This window comes from Mycoplasma sp. 3392, assembly GCF_053851755.1.
Genome location: NZ_JBSQBF010000001.1, coordinates 244,667 through 267,886, shown reverse-complemented (window position 1 = coordinate 267,886; position 23,220 = coordinate 244,667). Strand labels below are relative to the sequence as shown.

General features: G+C 30.5%; 13 protein-coding genes. 5 read left to right on the top strand and 8 right to left on the bottom strand.

Annotated features, from left to right (window positions below; all coding sequences use genetic code 4):
• Positions 1 to 50: 50 nt before the first annotated feature.
• The 8 genes from ACWXVV_RS01085 to rpmB all read right to left on the bottom strand — a co-directional run bounded on the left by ACWXVV_RS01085 (position 51) and on the right by rpmB (position 16,514).
• The gene (locus ACWXVV_RS01085) at positions 51 to 2,117 is read right to left on the bottom strand and encodes a DUF262 domain-containing protein (protein WP_455984555.1); all 2,067 of its coding nucleotides are present in this window, start codon (positions 2,115 to 2,117) and stop codon (positions 51 to 53) included.
• A 56-nt stretch (positions 2,118 to 2,173) separates the two neighbouring features.
• Entirely contained in the window at positions 2,174 to 4,450 is a 2,277-nt protein-coding gene (locus ACWXVV_RS01080; protein ID WP_455984556.1) for a DUF262 domain-containing protein, read from the bottom strand.
• A gap of 151 nt (positions 4,451 to 4,601) precedes the next feature.
• The gene (locus ACWXVV_RS01075) at positions 4,602 to 5,426 is read right to left on the bottom strand and encodes an ABC transporter ATP-binding protein (protein ID WP_455984557.1); all 825 of its coding nucleotides are present in this window, start codon (positions 5,424 to 5,426) and stop codon (positions 4,602 to 4,604) included.
• A complete protein-coding gene (locus ACWXVV_RS01070; protein WP_456012452.1) occupies positions 5,426 to 13,645 on the bottom strand; it encodes an ABC transporter permease in 8,220 nt (2,739 codons plus the stop codon). The genes ACWXVV_RS01075 and ACWXVV_RS01070 overlap by 1 nt, the downstream gene beginning before the upstream one ends.
• Before the next feature lie 101 nt (positions 13,646 to 13,746).
• Positions 13,747 to 14,451, bottom strand: coding sequence for a 16S rRNA (guanine(527)-N(7))-methyltransferase RsmG (gene rsmG / locus ACWXVV_RS01065; protein WP_455967688.1), 705 nt, complete (start codon positions 14,449 to 14,451; stop codon positions 13,747 to 13,749).
• Positions 14,414 to 15,397 (bottom strand): ribose-phosphate pyrophosphokinase, encoded by a 984-nt coding sequence (locus tag ACWXVV_RS01060; RefSeq protein WP_455967687.1) that lies wholly within the window; start codon positions 15,395 to 15,397, stop codon positions 14,414 to 14,416. Before ACWXVV_RS01060 ends, rsmG begins: the two co-directional genes overlap by 38 nt.
• Positions 15,398 to 15,532: 135 nt before the next feature.
• On the bottom strand, positions 15,533 to 16,255 hold the full coding sequence (locus ACWXVV_RS01055; RefSeq protein ID WP_455967686.1) for an ATP-binding cassette domain-containing protein: 723 nt from the start codon (positions 16,253 to 16,255) through the stop codon (positions 15,533 to 15,535).
• Positions 16,256 to 16,319: 64 nt separating this feature from the next.
• Positions 16,320 to 16,514 carry a 50S ribosomal protein L28 gene (gene rpmB / locus ACWXVV_RS01050; protein ID WP_438341446.1) on the bottom strand — a complete coding sequence of 65 codons (195 nt, stop codon included), beginning with the start codon at positions 16,512 to 16,514 and terminating at the stop codon, positions 16,320 to 16,322.
• A 142-nt stretch (positions 16,515 to 16,656) separates the two neighbouring features.
• On the opposite strand from rpmB, the gene ACWXVV_RS01045 reads away from it, so the two are divergent.
• Genes ACWXVV_RS01045 through ACWXVV_RS01025 form a run of 5 tightly spaced genes read left to right on the top strand, consistent with a single transcriptional unit; the run spans position 16,657 to position 23,220 of the window.
• On the top strand, positions 16,657 to 16,956 hold the full coding sequence (locus ACWXVV_RS01045) for an Asp23/Gls24 family envelope stress response protein (protein ID WP_455984559.1): 300 nt from the start codon (positions 16,657 to 16,659) through the stop codon (positions 16,954 to 16,956).
• Entirely contained in the window at positions 16,956 to 18,596 is a 1,641-nt protein-coding gene (locus tag ACWXVV_RS01040) for a DAK2 domain-containing protein (RefSeq protein ID WP_455984560.1), read from the top strand. Before ACWXVV_RS01045 ends, ACWXVV_RS01040 begins: the two co-directional genes overlap by 1 nt.
• A gap of 5 nt (positions 18,597 to 18,601) precedes the next feature.
• Complete coding sequence (plsX, locus tag ACWXVV_RS01035; RefSeq protein ID WP_438341449.1) at positions 18,602 to 19,597, top strand: phosphate acyltransferase PlsX; 996 nt, start codon at positions 18,602 to 18,604, stop codon at positions 19,595 to 19,597.
• Positions 19,590 to 20,282 (top strand): ribonuclease III, encoded by a 693-nt coding sequence (rnc, locus tag ACWXVV_RS01030; protein ID WP_455967684.1) that lies wholly within the window; start codon positions 19,590 to 19,592, stop codon positions 20,280 to 20,282. Before plsX ends, rnc begins: the two co-directional genes overlap by 8 nt.
• Position 20,283: 1 nt before the next feature.
• On the top strand, positions 20,284 to 23,220 hold the full coding sequence (locus ACWXVV_RS01025) for an AAA family ATPase (protein ID WP_455984561.1): 2,937 nt from the start codon (positions 20,284 to 20,286) through the stop codon (positions 23,218 to 23,220).

Below are 23,220 nucleotides of genomic sequence, written 5' to 3'. Positions count from 1 at the left end.
GTTTTTTGTTTTTTATCGAGAAACTTATATTCAGTTGTTATACCAAGCCACTACTTGACTTTTATAATGCATTTGTCCAAGTCAACTCCACAAACATTTAAAAGATTTGAAAGTCTTATTAATTTATTGTTTGTGTCAGAATGTGTATTAATTCAAAACTTATCACTTATTTTATGTCACTTAGTTCCCGCTGCATAAGTTGCATTTGTTTGGTTTGCGAAATTCTTTACATCAACATCGGCTGCAAATGTTTCCAATTCATTTGGATACAAATTATATAGTTCCTTAGCTAAGAATTCAAACAATTTTGTTCAATTTTTAGTAAACTCATTACTTTTCAATACTCGATTATTTGATAAAGGAATTAGATACGAAATAGGTTTTTTTCTGCTACAATCAATAGGTTTTTTAAGTGTAAAAGTGATTTCTTTTTGTTGTTCTTCATTTTGCACTAATAAATTTGTAATTGTTATATATTCAAAAATGCCAATGAAATTGTCATAAAGTCATAAGCATCTCTTCTCAATCATGCTACTATTTCATTCCTTAGCGTTTATAACAGATTCATGTATGGTGTAAAACTTCGATAGGTTCTTATCTCTTAAAATAACTTGTTTTTCTTGAAAAGGCTTATTGCTCATTTGTTGATTGTAACCAGTCAAGGTAAGATTTCCAATTCTATCCATTATAAAATTGTGATTCTTCACGTCACTTTCTGATAACGATTTAATTCATGCTTTTGATAGTCTTTGGGGCATTATGTGTTCAATTCAAATTTTGTCTGAATCCTCAATTTTTTCCTTTTTGTTTCTATTTTCTAAAAAGAATAAAAATCCTCTAGCTCATTTTTTTAATGATTGATTATTATAAAAATCTTCCTCTCTAAAAATCACTTGTATTTTGTCATTTGATGGCATTGAAAGTGAAAAACTAATATCATTTGTTTCTTTTAATAATGTTTGGAAAAAGTTCAAATCTGAGTGTAAATTTTTAGTATTTTCAATCTTTTTAAATAAACTGGCAAAAGAAATTCTAATCTTTGAAGCGCTTGTTTTTATCAAGATATTTCTTGCTATTATTGATATGGTTCAATTTAAGATATCAATTACTTCATTTTCTGGTAATGCTTCAGGATGTAAGTTATGTTGTTTTAATATTTTTAGAATGAAAACATCTGCATAACTTCCTGGCAATGTTTTATACATCTCAATTTTTTGTCTAATTTCTTTTGAGTTTATTCTTTGTTGATCAATCAAATCTTGATATAAATCTTGAAATTCACTAATTTGTTGCAAAACAGAATCAATGCTTCTCGTTTTTTCATATGTTCTGGCATTTCATTTTTGAAACGCTTCATATACTTCATGTTCGGAATAAATTCTGTCGTCGACATAAGTTAAAAAGTTTTTTAATAATTTATCAATTCCAACTGGGCATTTAGCTCACTCTAATCAATATTTTCTGAATTTTTCATCGTCATAACTCTTATTCATGAAAAGATAATTTTTAATTAAATCAACGTTTGTTAAATTAACTCCACGGGTATTGATGGTTTCATAAATTCTGTGTACTTGGTCAATATCATCTACATTTCAAACAATGAAATAAACATTGAAAAAGTTATCTAAAAATTCTTCAAATTCTTTTTTGCTTGATATCGAGTTTTTCAAGAGAAAGAGAATACTCTCATAATTTTGAGCAAACTGATTATAGTTACCAGACTGAGTCTTTTTGTCACAGCTTGCGAGTTTAGGAGTTTCTAAATAGTTATCAAACTTTATTTCTTTATACCACTCAAGACCACTGATGTCGCAGTTATATGATTTGCTTATCTTTTTGAGTGCCAAAAAAATAAGAAATAAAGTAATGATTCTTTGCTGTCCGTCAATTATTATTTTTTGCGATACTCTATCATAAACGGACATGCTTTGCTCAATAGTGATACCAATGAAAAGATTTCTATTTGTTTTTATATCAATAACTAATTGTCGACAATTCTTTTTATTTCAACAATAGTCTCTTTGATAGCTAGGAATTACAAGTTCTAGCTTATTTTCTTTATCTAGCATATCTTTGACTGAGCGTTTGAATGTATTTAAATTCTTATTTTTACTCATATCTAAATTATAGCAATACTCAACGTTGTCAAATTTGTGCAAAATAAAAGTGAGCTTTACTCACCTTTATCTTTAGTTTCTACTTTTACATAAGAATTAACAAGATCTGCACCGCATGCTTTCAAGATGTCACTAATAACATGGAGTTGATCAATTTGCCTTAAGTCTTGATCGACAATGAAATCATCACTCAAACGATAATATCTATTATGTTTAAACTCATGTAAATTGCGAGTGTTCCTGTATCTCCGTGTTGTACTTTTTTCCGCTAATTTGTGTAAGGTTTCTGGGTAATTTTCATATATTTTTTTGACTATGTCTTTGTAAAAAGTACGAGTGCTAGAGTATTGTCTATCATCTCTTCAAATTTTAGAATCATTGAAGGCAATTTGAGAATATGTTATTTTTGTGAAAGAACCTTTTTTAGGCACATCATTAAATCTAATGTAAGTATCCGTTTTATCGATGTTATTGTTTTCATTCAAAACACTGCTATCAGCAGTAATTGAATTTAGGAAGATGTCTTTACTTTGTGTATTTACATCATCATTTGATAACAAGTTTTTATATTCTGGAATGTTTTCGTTCTGGGCTGAGAAACCAATGTTTTGATATGGAAACATTTCAATGAATTTAGTTGCCATTATTTGCGACCTTTCATTAATTTGATCTTTTGATCAAGTGTCACACTTAGTTACGTACTCATTTATTAACAAGAATTTAGTTTTTTCTCGATTTTTAAGTATAGCTTTTTTAGACTCAAAATCTAGATTACCTAATTCTGTATTATGTCCTGTCAATGTCAAATTTCCAATTTTGTGTAAATATGATGAATACACATCGTTTGAACCAAAAAGATCAATTCAATTGCTACCTTTTGCATTTTGTGGTGCTATATGCTCAATTGATAAATTGCTTGAAAGCTCTGCAATTTCTTTTGATTTAGCTTTTTCTCATAAATAAAGAAATGATTTTACCAATCTCTTTTTTATGTCTTTTGAGTAAAAATTATCATCTCTAAAACTTGTTCTTATTTCTTCATCACTAGCAAGTTGTACGTTTTCAAATGGGTGTAATTTCAAATAATCTTTAAAAGCATCATAAAATGTTGGGAAATTATTTTGCTTGTTGTGGTTCTCTACCTTTTGATATAGGCTTACAAAAGCTCAATTGATAACTGAAATACTAATGTTTTTAATTATTGCCCTTGCTATAAATGAATTAGTTCACTTAATAATATTTATTTCTGAAGACCGATTTTTATTTTCAACTTTTGAACCTAAAAGCTCGATAAGAAAACTATCAGCACTTGTTCCGGGTAATTTTAAATAAGTATCAAGTTCTTCTTTAATGAGCTTATCGTTACTTAAACTATTCGAGTAAAGATTCATCATTTTTTTGTGAAAACGATCTACTTCATTTCAAACTTTTTCTGCATTTGAAGGTTCATTTCCAACAACATCATTTGCTCAGTCTTTAAAATTTTTGTAAATTTCTGACTCATTAATTACGCTTTGTTTTTTGTACGAAACAAAAGTTCTTATAACTTTAGTCAAATCTATTTTTTGTTCTTCTCAACAAGGTCAGTAATCCAAGAATAAACTATCTGCTTTTTCAAGGTCTTTAATTAATGTCACAAGAAAATTTTTGACCAAATCAATTGATTTTAATTTCACTCCACTTGTGTTGATAGTTGAATAAATTTTGTGCACATCTTCTTCATCACCAACTGACCATGTAGCAAATTTTGCATTAAGTAAATTATCAACAAAAAGATCAAATTTCTCTTGAGTATCCAAAAAATCACTTAAGTATGTTTTTAAGCTAACGAAATTTTTGTAAAAAAGGTTTTCTTCTGTTTTTTTGATATTTTGTTTACTTTCTTGTTCATCAAATAATTCTTCTAGTTTCTCGAATAAAACTGAGTCCAACTTACTAACAAAATCTATTGAACGAATTTTTCTTGATTCAAGCATGCTTTTGTCAATTTTTATCCGGTTTTCGCTTTTTGGTTGCTTTGGTTCGTATCTCAAAAGAGCTTGCCACAATAATCATAATGTTGTTATTCTTTGCTGACCGTCGATTAAAACATAACTCAGTTCGAAAGTTTTTTCTTTAAATATTTTTTGAAATATTAAAATTCCTAAAAATAAATTTTTATTATTAAATATGTCTAGAATTAAGGATTCTCACTGCGTCTTAGTTCAACAATATCTTCTTTGATAACGTGGGATTATAAATCTTTCAAAGCCTTTTATTTCTTTAGGATAAAGAATTTGTCCAAGAGTCTGAAGTATAATTACTGTTTCATTTGCGTTATAACTATCGATCATACTGATATTATAGCAGGTTTAACATTTCATAAAAAGTACTCGTTTCGAGTGATTTTTTGGTATTTTTTACTCAAAAAAACACAATAAATCCCACTCGTTTTTATTGAAAAAATAAAGAAAAACTAAGGTATTAATATACCTTAGCTTCTGACTATTCTCCTGGGTTTTTAATGTCAATTTTTTTAATTAAACCGTTTTCTAAATAAATAACTTTGTGAGCCATTTTTGCTATATCCGGGTCGTGACTAACAATAATTATGGTTGAATTATATTTTTTATTGATGTTAGTTAAAATACCTTGGACAACCAAAGAAGTTTTTTCATCCAAAGCTCCTGTAGGTTCATCAGCTACTATTATTTCTGAGTTTTTTGATAAAGCTCTAAGAATTGATACCCGTTGTTGTTGTCCTCCCGACATTTGCGAAGGATATTTGTACATACAATTTTCTAGATCGAAATCTACAAATAATTGCTTAATATCCATTCTTTTGCTTTTATCAGTTTGTAAATGAGCTCCTGTTTCAACGTTATCGTATGAATTTAAATTTTGTAATAAGTTATAGTCTTGGAAAATGAACGAAATGTTTTTACGACGAAATAAAGTCTGTTTAGCATCAGAAAGATAAGGAAGAGTTACATTATTAACAATTATTTGTCCTTCTGTCGGTCTATCTAAAGCACTTATTAAATTAAGTAAGGTACTTTTCCCAGAACCTGATTTACCAAAAAGAACTGTAATTTCTCCCCTTTTAATTTCGAAACTTACACCTTTTAAGACTTCTGTAACGTTTGTTCCTGACACATATGATTTACGCACATTTCTTACTTCAACAATGTTATCATCAGTGTTTTTTTCGTCTTTAAACTTATCTTTTGAACGTGGCGTATTGTTAGCTTTGATAATTTTGCGTAATTCTTGTTTTGAGACTTGATTTTCGTTATCAGTTTTATTTTTCTTACTTTTGTGCCCAAACATTATTTTCCTTTCAATAGATAAATAGGTTTAATTTTGTTTAATCCAATTCAAGCAAAGATTGATGTGACTGCAAAAACAACCAGTGCAAGAATAATACTTAAGAGAATAGTTGAGTAGTAAAGTGTCAGTGGCAGTACCATTTGACTCGTGGCAATCAAGAAGGCCTGGAAACCAGCGATTAAGGCCAGTGTGACTGGAATCATTAATAGTGAAGCAATCAAGATAACAGGTATGTAATTGAAGAAGAAAAGATAAATTTTTTCTTTTGATGTATAACCTAAGATTGAAAATGTTGCAATGTTTCTTTCGTTTGCTGAAACCATTGAGTTAGTAATCATAATCAAGATAACTATTGACACAATGAAACTTATAACAACAAAGGCAACAGTGATACTTGTTATAGTTTTTGAAATCTCTTCGATAAATCCTGCCTCAATGTCTTTTGAGTTTACATTATTTGAAGCTGCATATAGAATGTCTTTTCCATAGATTGAATTTTCAGCAGCATAGAACTTGTTGATTGCGTCAATCATATTCTTACGGAAAGCAGGGTTAGCAATAGGTTTTGATTCTAAGGTTTCATCTCCCCAAGTATGGTAGTTGTTTTTTCCGTTATAGTTTATGTCTTTTACTTCTTTTTCATCAACATTCAAGAACTGAGCAAGCAATTGTTGTCAATCTTCATTTGCATTATTGATTGCATTGTATGACTCAATAGTTGCTTGGAACATAGGTTTTATTGTAGTTTGTCCGTCTGCATTTTGATATCCAACAAACAGCTTTTTGAAGAATGAAGTAACTGACTTATCACCAGCCGTATTGGCATTATAAGTCTGTATTGCTCCCCAATAACCACTTGAAGAATAAGTAGTTAATGAAGATGTTGTTTGATATGGCATAGGATCACTTGACAAAATACCATTGAATGCTTCATAATGATCCATATATCATTTTCTGTAATTTTGTTTAGTTTGTTCATCACTAGCACGAGCCTCAAGAGCATTTAATTCACTCATTCTAGCATTTTGGAAAGCAGTACTTAATTTGTCTAAACCAGTAATTTTGTCAACAATTTTTTTCGATGTAATGAATTCATTTTTGATGTAAGTGTTGTTAATTCCTACTACTTTGAAATGATATTTAGTTGCAACTGGAGAATGCACTATTTGACTGACAAAACGATTAATATTGTTTGTAACTTGCATTTCAATGACTGAACCTATACTCAAGTTGTATTTATTTGCAGATAAGTTGTTAATGATGATTGGTAGAGTATTTTTGCTGAATTCTTCATCACTTACGCTGAAATCAAAATCAGTATTAATTAGTGATAAAAGATTTTTACCTTTTTGATTTTCTAAAGTAACGAATTTAGAATCATCTTTGTATCCATATACATTGATATTTTGATTTCTAAATATTGTTTTAGCGTAAGAGTATTTTTCATTAGTATTATCGTTTCATAATACTCCGCCAAACGACATAAAGAAGTCGGTATATTTACCATTTCTACTTGCATTTAGTAAAAAGTCACGGTATAAAACTCTAACCTTGTCCGTTTTGATAATAATTGCCTTTTTGTAAGTTTCTATTTCTTTGTCATATTCAATGAAGACGAATTTACCAATTTCATTTGAGTTTGAAGATAAATCTTGGTTTGCTCTTTGATACAAGAATCAAGAAACTTTTGGCGCATTATTATTTTCTGTAGCAGTTGCGTAAATTCCGTTTTCACCATACATATCATATGTTTTGTAGAATTCGTCAACATCAGTGATTCTCTTCTTAGTGTTTGCATTTCAAATAAATTGAGTCAGCATCATATCACTTGAAGCTTTTTTAAAGATTTGTACAACTCTTGCTTTTTGAGTTTCTGGCAATGAAGCATAAACAATGTCTCAAGGTGATAATTCTACTGAAGTGTCTAAAGCAATGTCTAAACTTGATTTAGTTAGCACTGAAGGAGCAAAAGGTTTGTTTACAACGTCAGTGTTAAATGTGTATCCAGGTTTAAAGAAGTAAGGAGAGTTGTAATCATTTTGATTCTTTTCAGTCGAAGAAGCACTAGCGCTCAAATCATCTGGCATGTATAATAGGTCTTCCAAATCATTCTTGTTATATAGAGCATAAGGTCCACCTTCAGTTGTTGGTGTTTCTAAGTCCATTTTGTAGGTGTAACTACGGTTTTGATATGTTCTATTAATTGATTTAGGAAAGACGTTAAAGCTTGAAAGACTGAACATCGTTATCAAGGCAGTAATTGCAAATGAAATAAATAATGAGAATAATTTTCAGAAGTTATTTAGTGTTAACATTGCCACAAAACGTGATTTAAGCGGTAATTTTCTGAATGAAACCGCAATTCTTTGAGCGATTGGACCAATTTGTAAATCACTCAATCCAGACATCATTTCAATCGGTTTAATTCTCATTGATAAGTATGTAATTAAGAAGATTAGTGCTGATGTTGTGATGATAGGAATTGCTATTGTAACCAATAAAGTTCATCAGTTGAAACCAATGATTGTAGTTTGTAAGGTTCAGTATGAAGAGAATACTCTAAAGGCTGCAGGTTGAGCAAAGTGACCTACTATGTAACCTGATAATCCACCAATAAATGTACTCAATCAACAGAAGCTCGAAAAGGCAAAAGCAATCTCTCTTGAGCGGTATCCTTGACTTCTTAAAATACCAATAACTTTGTTTCTAACATTAATATAGCGTCTAATAATGAAATAAACACTGATTGCTACTAATATGATCAAAATCATAATAGAGAACGTTTGCACAGCGCCAATAGCAGTAATGATTGAATTAATCAATTTAATTCTTATACTACGTTCAGGGTTTAAAGGATCTAGCTCTTCTGCTAGGTATGATTTGTCAGAAATATTTATTGAAATAGAACGAATGAAATTATTGAATTCTGATTTTAGAGTAGCCGCTTTTTTCTTATCACCATTTGTATCAACTAGTAAATATTTTTTAATAGCAAATGTAGGATAGGCACTAACTACCCGGTCAAATCCATCTTCATTAACATAAACTAGAGCTTGCTTCTTAGTGTCGACTTGTAAGTTTTCTTCGTTAATTACTGGGTACAAGTAGTCAGCAGAAATATCATCACCAATAATTACGTATTCAAGCGAGTTAATTACAATCTTGTATTTTGGATCTAGTTGTGAGACAAACTGAGCCATTAAAAATGGATTAGATAAGTATTTACTTAGATCGCCTTTGTATACTTCCTTGTTATTTTTTGTTAAGAAAGCATTATTAACTTTTGCTAAATATGAAGCAGAATCTGAGTAAACAATTAAGTTATTAATAACAATATTTCCTGTGGCTGAGTAGAAAACATGACGGAAAATGTCATTAATATTAAGGCCAAAAATAACTGGATTATTGTTATTAAAACTACTAATTTTGGCGCTTATTCAGTTTAAGTATGAAACGTCAAGTTCAATGTTTTTATCTCCTTCAGATTCATTTGTTCCGGCATTTTTATCAAGCGGAGCAAAGTATAAAGGTTCAAGCATCTTAGCAAGCTGATCAAGACTCATTGTTTCAATTGTGTTTGGTAAATTATCCAAGATGTATTTTAGATTTCCGACATTAGTCTTTTCAGTAATAGCTGATCATAGTAAAATTTGTGGAAAACTTAGAGCAATGTAAGGGTTTAAAATTGCACTGTTTAGACCAAAAATGCTTACTGTTTTTGATAATTTTGTAGCAGCCAACATATCGCGATAAAGAATGTCTAATTCATAATCGCTAACAACTAAAGGTTCTAATGTAGAAGCATTTGATTTTATAAAACTATTTAGAAACTCTTTTTGACTTTGAACAAAGAATGTAGGGAAAATAGTTGCAGAATTAATCAAGCTAAATTGTTGAACTAGTTGATAAATGTTATCACTTAATACTTGTTTGATAATTTGATTATTAGTTTGCAAATTAACTGGTAATTGTGCAATAAATTTATCAATTATGTTTGCATTAATTACTTGTTGAGTTGTGGCAAGATTGTCACTTAATCCATAGCTGATTTTTAGTTTAGTTGCATTATTGTTTTCATCCGCTCCTAATATTGAACCAAATGAAGGAATAGGGTTAGCAACCGCACCATAGTTTAGAACTATATTTTTTACGTCCTGGCTTTGTGCAAATTCAAATAAGTTTAAAAGAATTTTTTGTACATCAGTTAATGAAATTTCAGATCTTGAATTTCTTAATTGGTAGGCCAAACTAATTCATGGTGAAAACAGTACTAATTCCTGATTGATTGTTCCGTTTGTGTCATTAGCCATAAATTGTTTTAAAAGCGGACTAATGTTGTTGTAAAGAAGCTTAAAGTAACCGTCATAGACTGGATCTTGTGGGTTTAATAAAGCTGAACGATAAGCTAAGTCTCCAAAAGATTTAACTTGTTTGGTTACGTCGTCTTTAAATGTTAAATTAACTTGATTGCTTGTTAAGCCGTAGTTTTGTAATTTTAGTTTTTTAACAAGATTAATATAGTTATCAAGTTTAACTACTACTTTAGCTAAATCATTAAAATCGGCACTTGAAACTTGTACGACTGAAGACAAGAAATTAGTTTCTTCGATTGTTAAGTCACTATTTCCTTGTGCGATTTTATTTCTTAATGCTGACATTTTGTCTAAATCGTAAGCACCTATAGAATTGTCAACATAACTAGTTTTTGAATCTTTTTTGGCAAAACCTAATAGACTAAATAGTCCTACATCAGTAATTGATATTTTATTTTTATCTTCGGCAGGAAGCTGTAAACCGATTAAGTCAATAGGTTTGTAGGTTGCGCTTGATAAGTTGAAAATTGTTGTTAGCGCTTCTTTAAATTGTTTGAATTTATTGACTGATTTAGTATTTGACTGTTCTGACACTTGACTAATTGAAGCAATGACAGAGGCTAAAAACTCGTTTTGTTTAATCGTTCTTGTGTAATTATTTTTGAAACTGATTGAACCAATTACCAATTCAATTTTGTGTAGGTTTTTTGCTAAGAAATAATTGAATGATTGAGTTAGGTTTTTCAGTGAAAATAAATCAATTAATTCGTTTAAACCTTCAGCAACATTGCTATAAGGTTCTTTTGAGCCGTCTTTGTAAGCATTAAATTTTTCAAACAGTGTTTTAATCGAGTTTCTGTTTGCGGTACTCAATTCTTTGTCTGCATCTACATAACTTTTGACAATTAGTTGATAAATACTATGCGGTTGTGACGGATTTAACAATGCGTTGAAATTTATCTGTGAAACCAAAGATTTCAGTGCTGTTTTTAGCTTTAATTCATCAAAACTTTGTAGCAAGAAGTTTAATTTTTCTTCATTTGAAAGGATTCAGTATTCAGAATTAGGGTTTGAATAAATTTTGTATGGATGTTGTTGATATCAATTGTGAACTAAGGTTGAAAACTTAATAAAGTCTAGTGAGCTAATCAATTGACTAACACTGCTTAACAGCGCTTCAAAATCTTTAATGTATCAAGTCAAGTCTCCAAGTCTAAAGTTCGGAATAATGTTGCCTAACAATCCGTTAGTTGCGCCGGTAAAACTACTGATTAAAGACTCAATTGAGTTCAATTGGTCACTCAAATATTGTCTTTTCTGTTCGTCCGTGGCTTGTTTTTGATACTCAGAACGAATGTAATTAATAATATTGTTAAAGATTGAATAAATGAAGGCATTTCCATTAGTATTTGCAACAGTCACACCATCAATATTCAGTGGCTGAGTTAAATTATATAGTCAGTCAAAAATAACAAGTTGCACAATTTGGTCATTAGTTTTCCCTGTGGCAAGAAGGTTGTGAAATTTATTTTTTTCTACAGCCAGTTGTCCTGAGTAAAGAATTCTATCTAATTGATTCTCAGTAATTATTTTTGATAACTGAGTAGATAAAACAGCATCTTTAATTTGTTTAATTAAAACTCCAATTGAGTTATTTTGAGTAATATCTTCAACAGCGTTTGAGTCAACTGACCCAACTAGTAACGGTAAAGATGTTGAGTTTTTATAAACACTGTCAATTTTTGCTCAACCATTGTCACCAATTTTTGCATTAATTGTTAAATTGTTCTTAATTAAAAAATCACTTAACTGTTCAATGGTTAATTCAGAAGACTGGTTTGAAAATAGTGCTTTTTGTCAAATCTCTTGACCATTTACATTTTTTAGTTCCAGAATAATGTATTTTGTTGCACCACTTTTTGAAGGTGCTTTTGTAATTCCGTATTGCACATTAATAGTGTTTGTTTTTTCCGAAGTCAGTGTCACTATCTTTGCTGCTCTTTGATAAGGAATTTTAGTTTCTGGATAGTAGTCAGTGTAATTTTCAAACAACACATTAACATCTAAATAAGCGGGATCTGGAGTATATCCACGATAAATGTATGTGATGATTGAAGATGCATAAATTGAAGGTAATTTGTAAATTCTATCTTTTTTAGATTCATCTTTTACCAATAAGTATTCATCTAAATTTTGAGGATTAATTGATGAGTTTAAAATTGAAGGATTTGATTGTTCATTAAACATTTTTCCAACATTTTGTTTAACTCCATCCACAACCATGTTACGATCACCGGTATTAATAAAGTGGAAAACTGTCTTTGTATTTTCTTCATCATTAATATTATCGACAGTGATAGTTTTTCTTAATCCAACATTTTCTAGGCCTGCCTTAGAAATAACCTCATCAATAATGCTGTTTTGAGCAATTTTGCTTGCTCCTGAACTTATGTTGTTTCTTTTTTGCTGCAAAATAGATGTGTCTGAAATATTCTTAAATCACTGATTTTTAGCAAGTGTGGTCCAGTTATCGTCATAGCCTTCTATTTCGCGGATTGTGTCTTTTGTTAAAGAAGTAGGTTGATTATTTTTCGTTGCAAGTTTGATAGTAGTATCTTCTGGCGAAATGTTTTCTAAAACTGAGTTTCAAGAACCAAAAGAATTGTTACCTATTGATCTTCTCGTACTAATATTTTTTACTCAATAGCTAAATTCTTTAATATCTTTAGGAAGCTGTTTGTTATTTTGATTGTAAATTTGGCTTATGTAAGTTAAATATGTTCCGGTTCAATTTGATTTTGATTCTTGCTCATTGTAGTCTCAATTTAGCTTGTAATTACGACGAATAAATTCAGTCTTCTTTTCAACTGTTTGAACTCAATCTGTTGGAATTGTATATTCATCATTACTTGAAAAAGTTTTCGTTGCATTTTTGTTGAATTCTAAAATTGTTAAATTATTGTCTAAAAAATAATTTGTTAAGCTGAAAGTATCATTTAACACAGCGTTAGGATTAATATCTCTTTTTGTTACATCATCTTTATTTTTAAAACTTAAATCTTTTGCACTATTACTAAAGTATCAACGACCATTATTTTCAACAAAACCTAATGATTTTAAAACATTGCTTCCACTAATAACTAGCACATTTTCAGTCAAGTCTCAAGTTTGATATTGTGATATATCGAAAGTAGCTTCTTGTGTAAAAGGATTAATAAATAAATCACCAGGGTTAACTAGATAGTCGTCTTTTTTAACATAGTCGTCACCGGAAGTGTTTATTACTTTGGCAATATCACTTAATTTAAAAGGTTTAATGAATTTGAATTGAGTATTTTTATCAATTGTTGTTTTGCTTTTTTGCAAGACATATTCGTTATCAACAACTTTGTATAAGTTAGCAACTTCGTTATCTAAAAATTTGATTTTGTTGTTTTCAAAATCAAAAACCACATTTCTGTTACCCCTTAAAGAATTTCAAAATCAGGTTTGAAAGCTTTCGGTATCAACATATGAACCTTTATCATTTGAGTTTTTAGTTAATTTTTCAAGTGGTAAGTAGTTCATATATTCAGTCGGGATGTTTAAATTACGTTCAACTGAATTGAAGCTTGTATTTTCTTCAGGAACATATATATCTGGTTGAGTGGTTGTATTACCATTATCATCAACTTGACTATATCCTTCATTAGGAGCAGTTCCTGAAGGGTTAACGTCTAAGTCAACAGTTAAATCTTGCTGTCTAGAAACTTGTGAGAAATTTTTAAGAGTAGTTGTATAACTTTTTTTAACGTCAAATAGAAGTGTAAAAATTCCACAAGTTATAAACATTAGAATTGTCAAACCTATGACTGTAATCTTGTTCTTAGAAAGTGATTTAAAAACCTCTTTTAACAAACGAATCATGTCTACCTCTTTTGGTGTTTATTATTAATAAATAATAATATTTTAGCAAAATTCAAAAAAATGCAAAAAAATAGAGTTTTTTGAAACTCTATCTAAAATTATTATTTTTCTTTGCTAATGACTGCTCAAGGACGAGGATAAGACTCAGGGGCTGAATTTTTTTTATACACTTTCACCAAGTTGTTTTCACGGGTGTTTTCAAAGTAAAAAGTGTTGATTTCAGTGTTTATTTTCAGTGTTTTTATTATTTTTTCTGAATCTTGTAGTTCTTGATTAATATTTTTACTTTTAATAAAAACTTGTTGTGAACCTATTTTTCCTAACTGACAGCTTATTTCTAAAAGTTTCTTTAATTCTGTAACTGCGCGTGCTGTTACTAAATCAAAATATTCCTTTTTGTCTTTTACGTCTTCGGCGCGTTTGGTTATTATTTCAATATTTAGATTTAATTTCTGTGATACTTCCTTTAAAAACAAACATCGTTTTTGCATCGGCTCGATTACGCTCAATTTTACTTTATCTTTATTTACTATTAAGTAAGGTACACTAGGAAAACCAGCTCCTGCACCAATATCTGCAAGAGTATAAACTTTATTTTCAGATAAGTCGAAAGCTTTTTCAAGCAGTAAAATTGATTCAATCAAGCCTTCTTTGACTAGTCTTTCATCGGTGAAACCAGTTAAATTCATAACTTGATTTTTTTCTTCAATCATTTCATAATATTGATAAAGTTTATCAATTTGATCGTTGCTTAAGTTGGGTAAATAATTAAGAAAAATCTTCGAAGTTTCCTGTTTTGAAAGCATTATAAATTCCTGTTATTGATTTTCTTTCAATGTTTGATTTTATAACATGAGCCAATAAGAAACCAAGCGAAAGAATTTTGATTTTTTTGAATTTTTTTAAGTGTTCTGTTGCTAGCGAATTAGTGATGATAACTTCGCTAATAACATCATCATTTTCAAACATTTCAAAACCTTTTGAAAATATTCCGTGAGTAGCAGCAACTATAACTTGTTTTGCGCCATTTTCTCTTAAAACATGGGCTGCTTTGATGATTGTTCCGCCTGTATCAATAATGTCATCGATGATAACAACATTCTTGTTATTAACATCTCCTAAAACTCCCATTACTTCACTCACATTTGGAGCAGTTCTTCTTTTGTCAACAATTGCAATTTGCACATCATGAGAAATAATTTCTGACAACTGACGTGCACGAACAGCACCACCATGATCAGGGCTAGTAACAGTAAATTTATGCTCGCGTTTTCTTAGTTCTTCAGCAAAAATTAATTGTCCTTTTAAATCATCTAGAGGAATATCAAAAAAACCTTGAATCGATGAGTTGTGCAAGTCAACAGTAATAAGTTTTGTGACTCCAGCAGTTTGTAATAAATCGGCCATTAACTTGGCACTGATTGGTTGTCTTCCGTCTACTTTTCTATCTTGACGTGCATAGCCATAGTAAGTCATAACAACATTAATAGTTTTTGCACTTGCTCTCTTTAGCGAGTCAATAAAAATCAAAATATCCATGTAGTTATCGTTAACTGGTGAACCAGTATTACAAATAACGTAAGTGTTTAAATTTCTTACTGTTATTTCACTAGAAATCATTCTTTCGCCATCGCTAAAGACAGTTTTTTTTGGCTTTTGAACCTCAATATTTAAAATTTGTCCAATTTCTTGAGCTAATTCTCAAGAATTATCCATCCCGAAAATAATTGAATCTTTATATATTTTTTCCATTCTTGAACCTTAAGTAATTAATATTTATTTTAACTATTTAAATTTTAATATATTGCTTTGCATTTTCAATCTCTTGAGAGACAAAAAGTAAGTAAAAAGATACAAAAAATGCAGTCAATGACTGCTTTTGAAATATTACTCGAAGATTTTTTGAATCTCTTGTTCAGATAATAATTGAACTTTTCCCTGGCTGAAAATTGTGCCATTTTTTATAGCGATATAATGTTTGAAATATTTTTTAACAAGACTGATATCGTGCATTATTGCCACTATAGTTATATTTTGTTCGCTATGTAATTTTTGCAATTTTTCAACAAAAAGATCACTCATTTTTATATCTAAATTATTTGTCGGTTCATCAATTAAAAAAAGATCTTTTTTCTTTAAAAATAGCTTTGCTAGTTGCAGTCTTTGCTTTTGTCCGCCACTCAATTTAGCAATGGGCTCATATTTTTTGTCTGCTAAATTCAATTCTTTTAAAATTGAATTTATTTTATCAAACCTTTTAGCAGTCAGAAAACTGAAAAAGTACTCACGAGCAATACTTTTTAGCACAGTATCATTTTCGATCAGAATATTTTCTTGTGAAAAATAAGCAATATTTTTTAGCATGTTTTTGCGTTGCTTTTTAGTCATTTTATAAATTGAAATATTTTCAAATTCTATATCTCCACTTACTGACTTTAATTCTTTGAAAATAGCATTTAAAAAAGTGCTTTTTCCTGCTCCTGAAGGTCCAATAATTGCTAAAAAATCACTTTTTTGAATTTCTGTATTTATGTTGTGGAGTTGTGCTGACTTTGAACTAGTATAAGATCCTGAAAAATTAATAAATTTAATCACGTTATTTAATTCCATATTTTCTAATTATACAAGCAATAAAAAATGCCGCCTAAGCGACACATCATTTCATGAATTTTAATTAAGCTGTAAGTCCATATTTTTTCAATGTTCTTGCAGTTTTTGCAGTAACACGATATGTTTTCTTTTGCCCATTTTCTAAGACAGTAACTTTTTGTAAGTTTAGATCAAATCTTCTTTTTGTAGCGTTTAGAGCGTGTGATCTTTTGTTACCGCTTAGAGCTTTTTTACCGGTTAATTGATCTTTTCCTGGCATTTAAAACTCCTTTACGTATAGATTATTCGAATAATATGTATTATTTTAACACAAAAAGGCACTTGTTTTTGTTTTTGAGTCTTTAGGAAGCTTGTTAGGTTATACCTAACAGAAAAAAGGAGGTGTGGTATAATTCTCAAATATGAAAACAATAGACATCAAAGAACAAATCACTGGAATTGTATCAAGAGTTGTAGGAGTTATAGGCTTTTCGTCGCTTAATTTTGATGAACCTGCAACTACATTAGAAAATGATTTTGACAAAGGAATTGAAATCAACATTAACGAAAATCAAGTAAGCATCAAAATTGCTTTGATAATTCTTTCAAGCGTTAGTGTAAAAGGACTAGCGGATGAAATTAGTCAAAGAATTATCTATCGATTAGAAAAACAAAAAATGAGCTTGCAAAATTTGAATATTTTTATTAGAGGTATTGAATAATGAAGACTATTAACGGAAAAGATTGAAAGTATGCAGTTATATCCGCGGCAAACAATTTAAGTAACAATAAAAACCAAGTAGACGCATTGAATGTTTTCCCTGTTCCTGATGGAGACACTGGAACCAACATGAATGCAACAATCCAAGAAGCGCGAAACGCCTTGATGCAAATAGATGATAGTCAGTGCCAAGAACTTAGTTACGTTGCTAACTTAGTTGCACAAAATATGCTTATGGGTGCTAGAGGAAACTCGGGAGTCATTCTTTCACAAATATTTAGAGGTTTTGCTAACGAATTTAAAAATAAAAAACAAGCCACAGCATCAGAAGTTGTTCAAGCATTTAAATCAGCAAAAGAAACAGCATACAAAGCTGTTTTAAAACCTGTTGAAGGAACAATTTTGACAGTTATTCGTGAAACTAGCGAACAACTTGCTAAAAATGTTTTGGCTTCGGCCGAAATTTCTAATGTCTTTAGCAAAGCTTATGAATACGCTCGTCAAAGTTGTGATAAAACCCCTAAACTATTACCAATTTTAAAAGAAGTTGGAGTTGTTGACTCAGGAGGAGAAGGTCTAGTTAAGATTTTTGAAGGTATTTCAGCATACTTATCTGGAAATCCTGTTGAAGAGAAAGAAAGCACTGACAGCATTAATAAATTTATCAATGACAATGAAGTTTTTGATGGTGAATTTGGTTACTGTACTGAATTTATTGTTGAATTACAAAAACCACATAGTTTCGATAAAAATTACTTGGTTAAAAAATTAGAAAAACATGGAAATTCAATTGTTGTCGTTCAAGATGACTCATATTTAAAAGTCCACGTTCATGCAATTAAACCTGGAAATATTTTAAATTCAGTGCAATCATTGGGTGAGTTTATTAAAATCAAGATTGAAAACATGACTCAACAAGCAAACAAGTCAAAAGAAAATGCTGAAAAAGCCAAAAAAACAACTGAAGATAATGAAAAAATCCAAGTTAAATGTGGATTAATTTCATGCAACTCTGGTGAAGGTATTACAAATTTAATCAAAGAATATGGAGCACACATTGTAATTGAAGGAGGACAAACTAACAACCCTTCAATCCAAGATATTCTTAAAGCAATAGAAAAAATTCATGCTAAAACTGTCTTCATTCTTCCAAATAATTTAAACATCATTCTTTCAGCACAACAAGCTTCGCAAATTAGTGGTAAGAAAAATATTGTTATTATTCCAACTAAAAACCAAATGGAAGGACTTGCTGCTGCCTTAAACTTTAATGAAGATTCTAGTGCTAAAGATAATGAAGAAAATATGAAAGATGCAGTTCGTTCAGTAAAAACCGCTGAAGTTACTTATGCTGTAAAAGACACTAAATTGAATGGTGTTAAGATTAAAAAAGGTTCATATCTTGCAATTTCAAAGGGCAAAGTAGTTTCAACTCATAAAACGCATAATCAAGCTGCTATTAGTCTTTTTGACTCAATGATTGATGATGATAGCGAAATTGTTAACATTTTCTACGGTCAGGAAGCAAGTGAAGCTGACGCACAAGAATTAAAAAATTACATTCAAACTAATTATGAAATCGAAGTTGAAATCAATGCTGGTGGACAGGCACTTTACCCTTACTACATTAGTGTTGAATAATAAATATGAAAAAAATAGTTTTTGATATTTTAAACAATGATAATGGAAGTTTAGAAGCTTTGAAAGCAGCAAATTCTTTTGCTAATGCGAATCCGCAATTTAAATTAGTTCTATTTGGTGATGAAACAATTTTGAAACAATTAAACAAACCTTTAGCAACAAACATTGAGTTTCATCACTCGCCAATCTTGTTAGAAAAAAGCGATAACCTTCGCGATGTTATTAAAAAGCCTTCATCAATGTTGGATGCCATTAATTACTTAAATAACAGTGATGCACAAGCATTGTTAAGCAGCGGGGATTCCGGTTCGTATTTGGCAATGGCTATGCTAAAAATCAAGAGGCTTCCTAATGTTTCTAGACCCGCTTTTATGCCAATGATACCAAAAGCAATTGACGGGCACTGATTGTTGCTTGATGTTGGTGCAAATTTAGACACAAAACCTGAATATTTGACTCAGTGAGCAAGTGTATCCTCTGAATTTAGTAAAGTACTTTTTAACAACAATAAAGTTCGTGTAGGAATATTGAACATTGGTTCTGAAGACTATAAAGGACCACAATGAGCTAAAGAAGCAAATCAACAAATTAAAACGCTCGAAAAATTAAATTATGAATATGTTGGTTTCGTGGAACCAAAAGATTTATTCAAGGATATTTGTGATGTTGTTATAGTTGATGGTTATGCAGGAAACATGGTTTTGAAAACTATGGAAACAAGTTTTTTAACATTTGGAAGATTGCTAAAAAAAGAAATTACAAAAAACTTTTTCACTAAAATTGGTGCTTTAATTTTGCGTAAACCGTTTTACAAAATCAAAGAAAAATTTGATTATCGGAACGTTGGTTCAGCCTTCATTGTTGGTCTTGATAAGATAGTTTTAAAGTCACACGGAGCGAGTGATGAAAAAGCTTTTTTAGGTGCTTTAAATCAAATTAAATTAGCCTTGGAAAATGACGTGGTAAATAAAATTAAACAAACCATGGAGCAAAATGAATAATTGAACTTTTGAAGAATTTAAAACTAAGGTATCAAATTTGTTGAGTAATTTTGATATTGATGCTAATAAAGTCAAAAATTGAGACAATTTCGTAATATCTTTTACTCATAGCACTTTTGCAAATGAAAATCAATTAAAGCAATCATATGAATACCACGAGTTTTTGGGCGATGCAGTATTACAACTAAAAGTTACTGAGTATATATTCAATCATTTTCAGAGTTTGACTGAAGGAAAAGCAACAACACTTAGAGCTGCCACAGTCAAAACTAATTTCATTGCCGAAATAAGTCACGAGTTAAAATTGTTTGATTTATTGCGTGTCTCAAAAGGAGCAACAGGATTAAAAGATTCTAAGAAAGCTAATGCTGACCTTTTTGAGTCTTTAATCGCTGCAATTTACTTAGAAATCGGATTTGATGGTGTAGAAAAAGTTTTACAAAAAACTATTTATCCTGCTCTTGATAAATTAGTTAAAAAAGAAAATAAAGATCCTAAGTCACTTTTTCAAGAATATATGCAATCTGCTGAGAAAACTATTCACTATGAAACTCTTGCCAATGAGAATGGTTTTATTTCGAAAGTTTTTTGCAATAAAACTGTCTATGGAACGGGTGAAGGTAAGAGTAAAAAAGAAGCTGAAGAAAATGCTGCTCTTCACGCTTTAGAAAGTTTAGGAGTTTAATATGAAATTAATCGAAGTACAAGCACATGGATTTAAATCTTTTGCTGATCGTGTAACTCTAAAATTTGACGGAGGAATTGTTGCTATTGTTGGGCCAAATGGTTCAGGAAAAAGTAATATTAATGATGCTATTCGTTGAGTTCTTGGAGAAACTAGCTCAAAAGCATTACGTGGTGACACAATGAGTGATGTTATTTTTGCTGGTTCTGAGAGTCAAGAACCAATGGAAAGAGCAGAAGTTATTTTAACTTTTGACAACAGTGATAGAGCAGTAAATATTCCACACGATGTCTTCACTATTAGCCGTGTTCTTAACCGTGGAAAAGGTTCAAACGAGTACTACATCAATGGCGAACTAGCAAGAATGAAAGATATTAAAGAGATTGCAATGCAATCTGGTATTTCTAAATCTTCGCTAGCTATTATTAGCCAAGGAACTATTAGCGATGTTGCTGAAGCTACTCCTGAAAGACGAAGAGAATTCTTTGAAGAAGCGGCTGGAACCAGCATGTATAAAACAAGAAAAAAAGAAGCACTAAGTAAGCTTCAAAAGACTGAGGAATCACTGAATGTTATTGCAGCTAAAGTTCAAGAATTAGATAAGCAACTTACTCCACTAAAAAGACAAGCTTCAAAAGCTGAAGAATACATTGAAAAAAGCAACCAATTGAAAGATGTAGAAATCAGTCTTTTAGTTCACGAAATTGACCAAGCACAAAACAAAAATTCAAAAATTCAAAATGAAAATGGAGCAGGTGAAGAAGTTCTTAAACAATTAAGTGACGAAATTAAAGCTTTAGAAAATGAAGCAACAGTTGTCTCAAAAGAAAGAACCAATGTTGATTCCGAAGTTGAAAAATTGCGTTCAGAAATTGAAGAAATTAGTGAACAAATTGTTAATCTAAAACTTCGTGATGCAGGCACAAAACAACAACAAGAATGAATTCTTCAAGGAAAAATTAATGTTTCGAAAGAAGAAGAAATTTCAACACTAAAAGCAAGAATTGAAGAACTTAATGCTAGAATTATCAGCTTTAAACAATTAGAAAAAGATTACAAAGAAAAGTCACAAACAGAATCTTCACAAGCACTTAAATTTAGTGAAAACATATATGAAGTAAAAAACAAAAGATCTGTTGTTTACAAGCAAAGAAGTGATGTGCAAGCAAGAATTAGCAACCTTAAAGATATGAAAGATAATGGTCTAAACTTTGCTCGTGCAACAAAATTAATCTTAGACCACTCACATTTATTTAAAGGTTTTAAAGGAACAGTTGCTCAGCTGTTAGAAGTTCCATCTCAATATGCAACAGCTGTCGAAGTGGTTTTAGCTAATGCACTTCAAAACATTGTTGTTACTGATGACAAAACAGCTGTTGAAGCAATTGAATTCTTGAAGAAAAACAAAGGTGGAAGAACATCATTTATCCCCCTTGCTTCAATTAGTGAAAGAAGTATTCGTGAAGACCATATAAGAGTTGCAAAAACACACCCTGGATTTGTGGGAGTTCTTGCGGATTTTATTAACACTAAACCTGAATTTGATAAATTAAAACGCTTTCTAATGGGACACATCATCCTTGCTAATAACATTGATGAAGCAACAAAAATTTCACAAGTTCTTGAAAAAAGATACATGATTGTTACTCTTGAAGGAGATATCATTCGTATTGGTGGGGTTATTACTGGAGGACAAGCACCACAAACTAACAACGTTTTCCAATTAGATGAAAATATCAAAAAACTTGAAGACTTACTACCAAATATTGAAGAAGAAATTACGCGTTTCGAGACTGAAGTACAAGAATTAGAATTACAGTACAACAAACATACTAGTGCTGCTCGCGAATTAATGATTGAAGCAGTTAAAATCAATGAAAACGTGTTAAAAGACACAAAAGAATTTGATGAATTAACAGTTCGTTATGAAGCACTAGCAAAAGAGAAAATACAACTGAATGAAAATATCAATTTCGTTGAGTCAATAGAAATTTTAGCTAGTCAAAAAAGCGCAAAAGAAGCACTTTTAGAAACTACAAAGCAGCACCAAAATGCTGTTAATGCACGTTTAAATCTAATTATTGATAAGAAAACAAAATTAGACAGCAAATATCGTTTTGAAAGCGAGCAATTTAACCGTGTTTCGATTGAAAAAACAAGAAACGAAGCAATTATTCAACAAGCTGCAAGACGTTTAAGTGAACAATATTCTTTAACATTTGAAGTTGCTAAAGAAGAATACTACAACCCAGAAATTGACTATTCAGTATCTAAGAAAATTGTTCTTCAACTACAACAAGAAATCAAAGAGCTAGGTAATGTTAACCTTCAAGCAATCGAGCAAGTAAAAGAAGTTCAAGAACGTTATGACATTCACAAGAAAACTGAAGATGAACTAACTGAAGCAGTAAACAAAATTAATCAAGCTATTGACGAAATGGACAAAATGATCATTGCTAAGATTAAGAACACCGTCAACTTGGTCAATAATGAGTTCAAGTATGTTTTTAACAAGATGTTTGGTGGGGGTATGGCTGAAATTCGTTTTACTGAACCCGATAACCTTCTAGATTCAGGCTTAGACATCATTGCTCAACCACCAGGAAAATCAATCAAAAATTTAAAACTATTTTCAGGGGGAGAAAAAGCGCTAATTGCAATTTCTCTATTATTCTCTATCCTTAAAGCTAAACCGCTGCCACTATGTATTTTGGATGAGGTTGAAGCTGCTCTTGATGAAGCTAACGTTATTCGTTTTGCTGAATTCTTGCACAAACTGAAAGCAGATACTCAATTTATAGTTATTACTCACCGTCAAGGAACAATGGAAAGAGTAGATAGACTGTATGGAGCAACAATGCAAAACCGTGGAATTACTACATTCTTGTCGGTGGCTTTAGAAAAAGCGAAAGAATTAGTTGATGAAGAAAGGAAATAA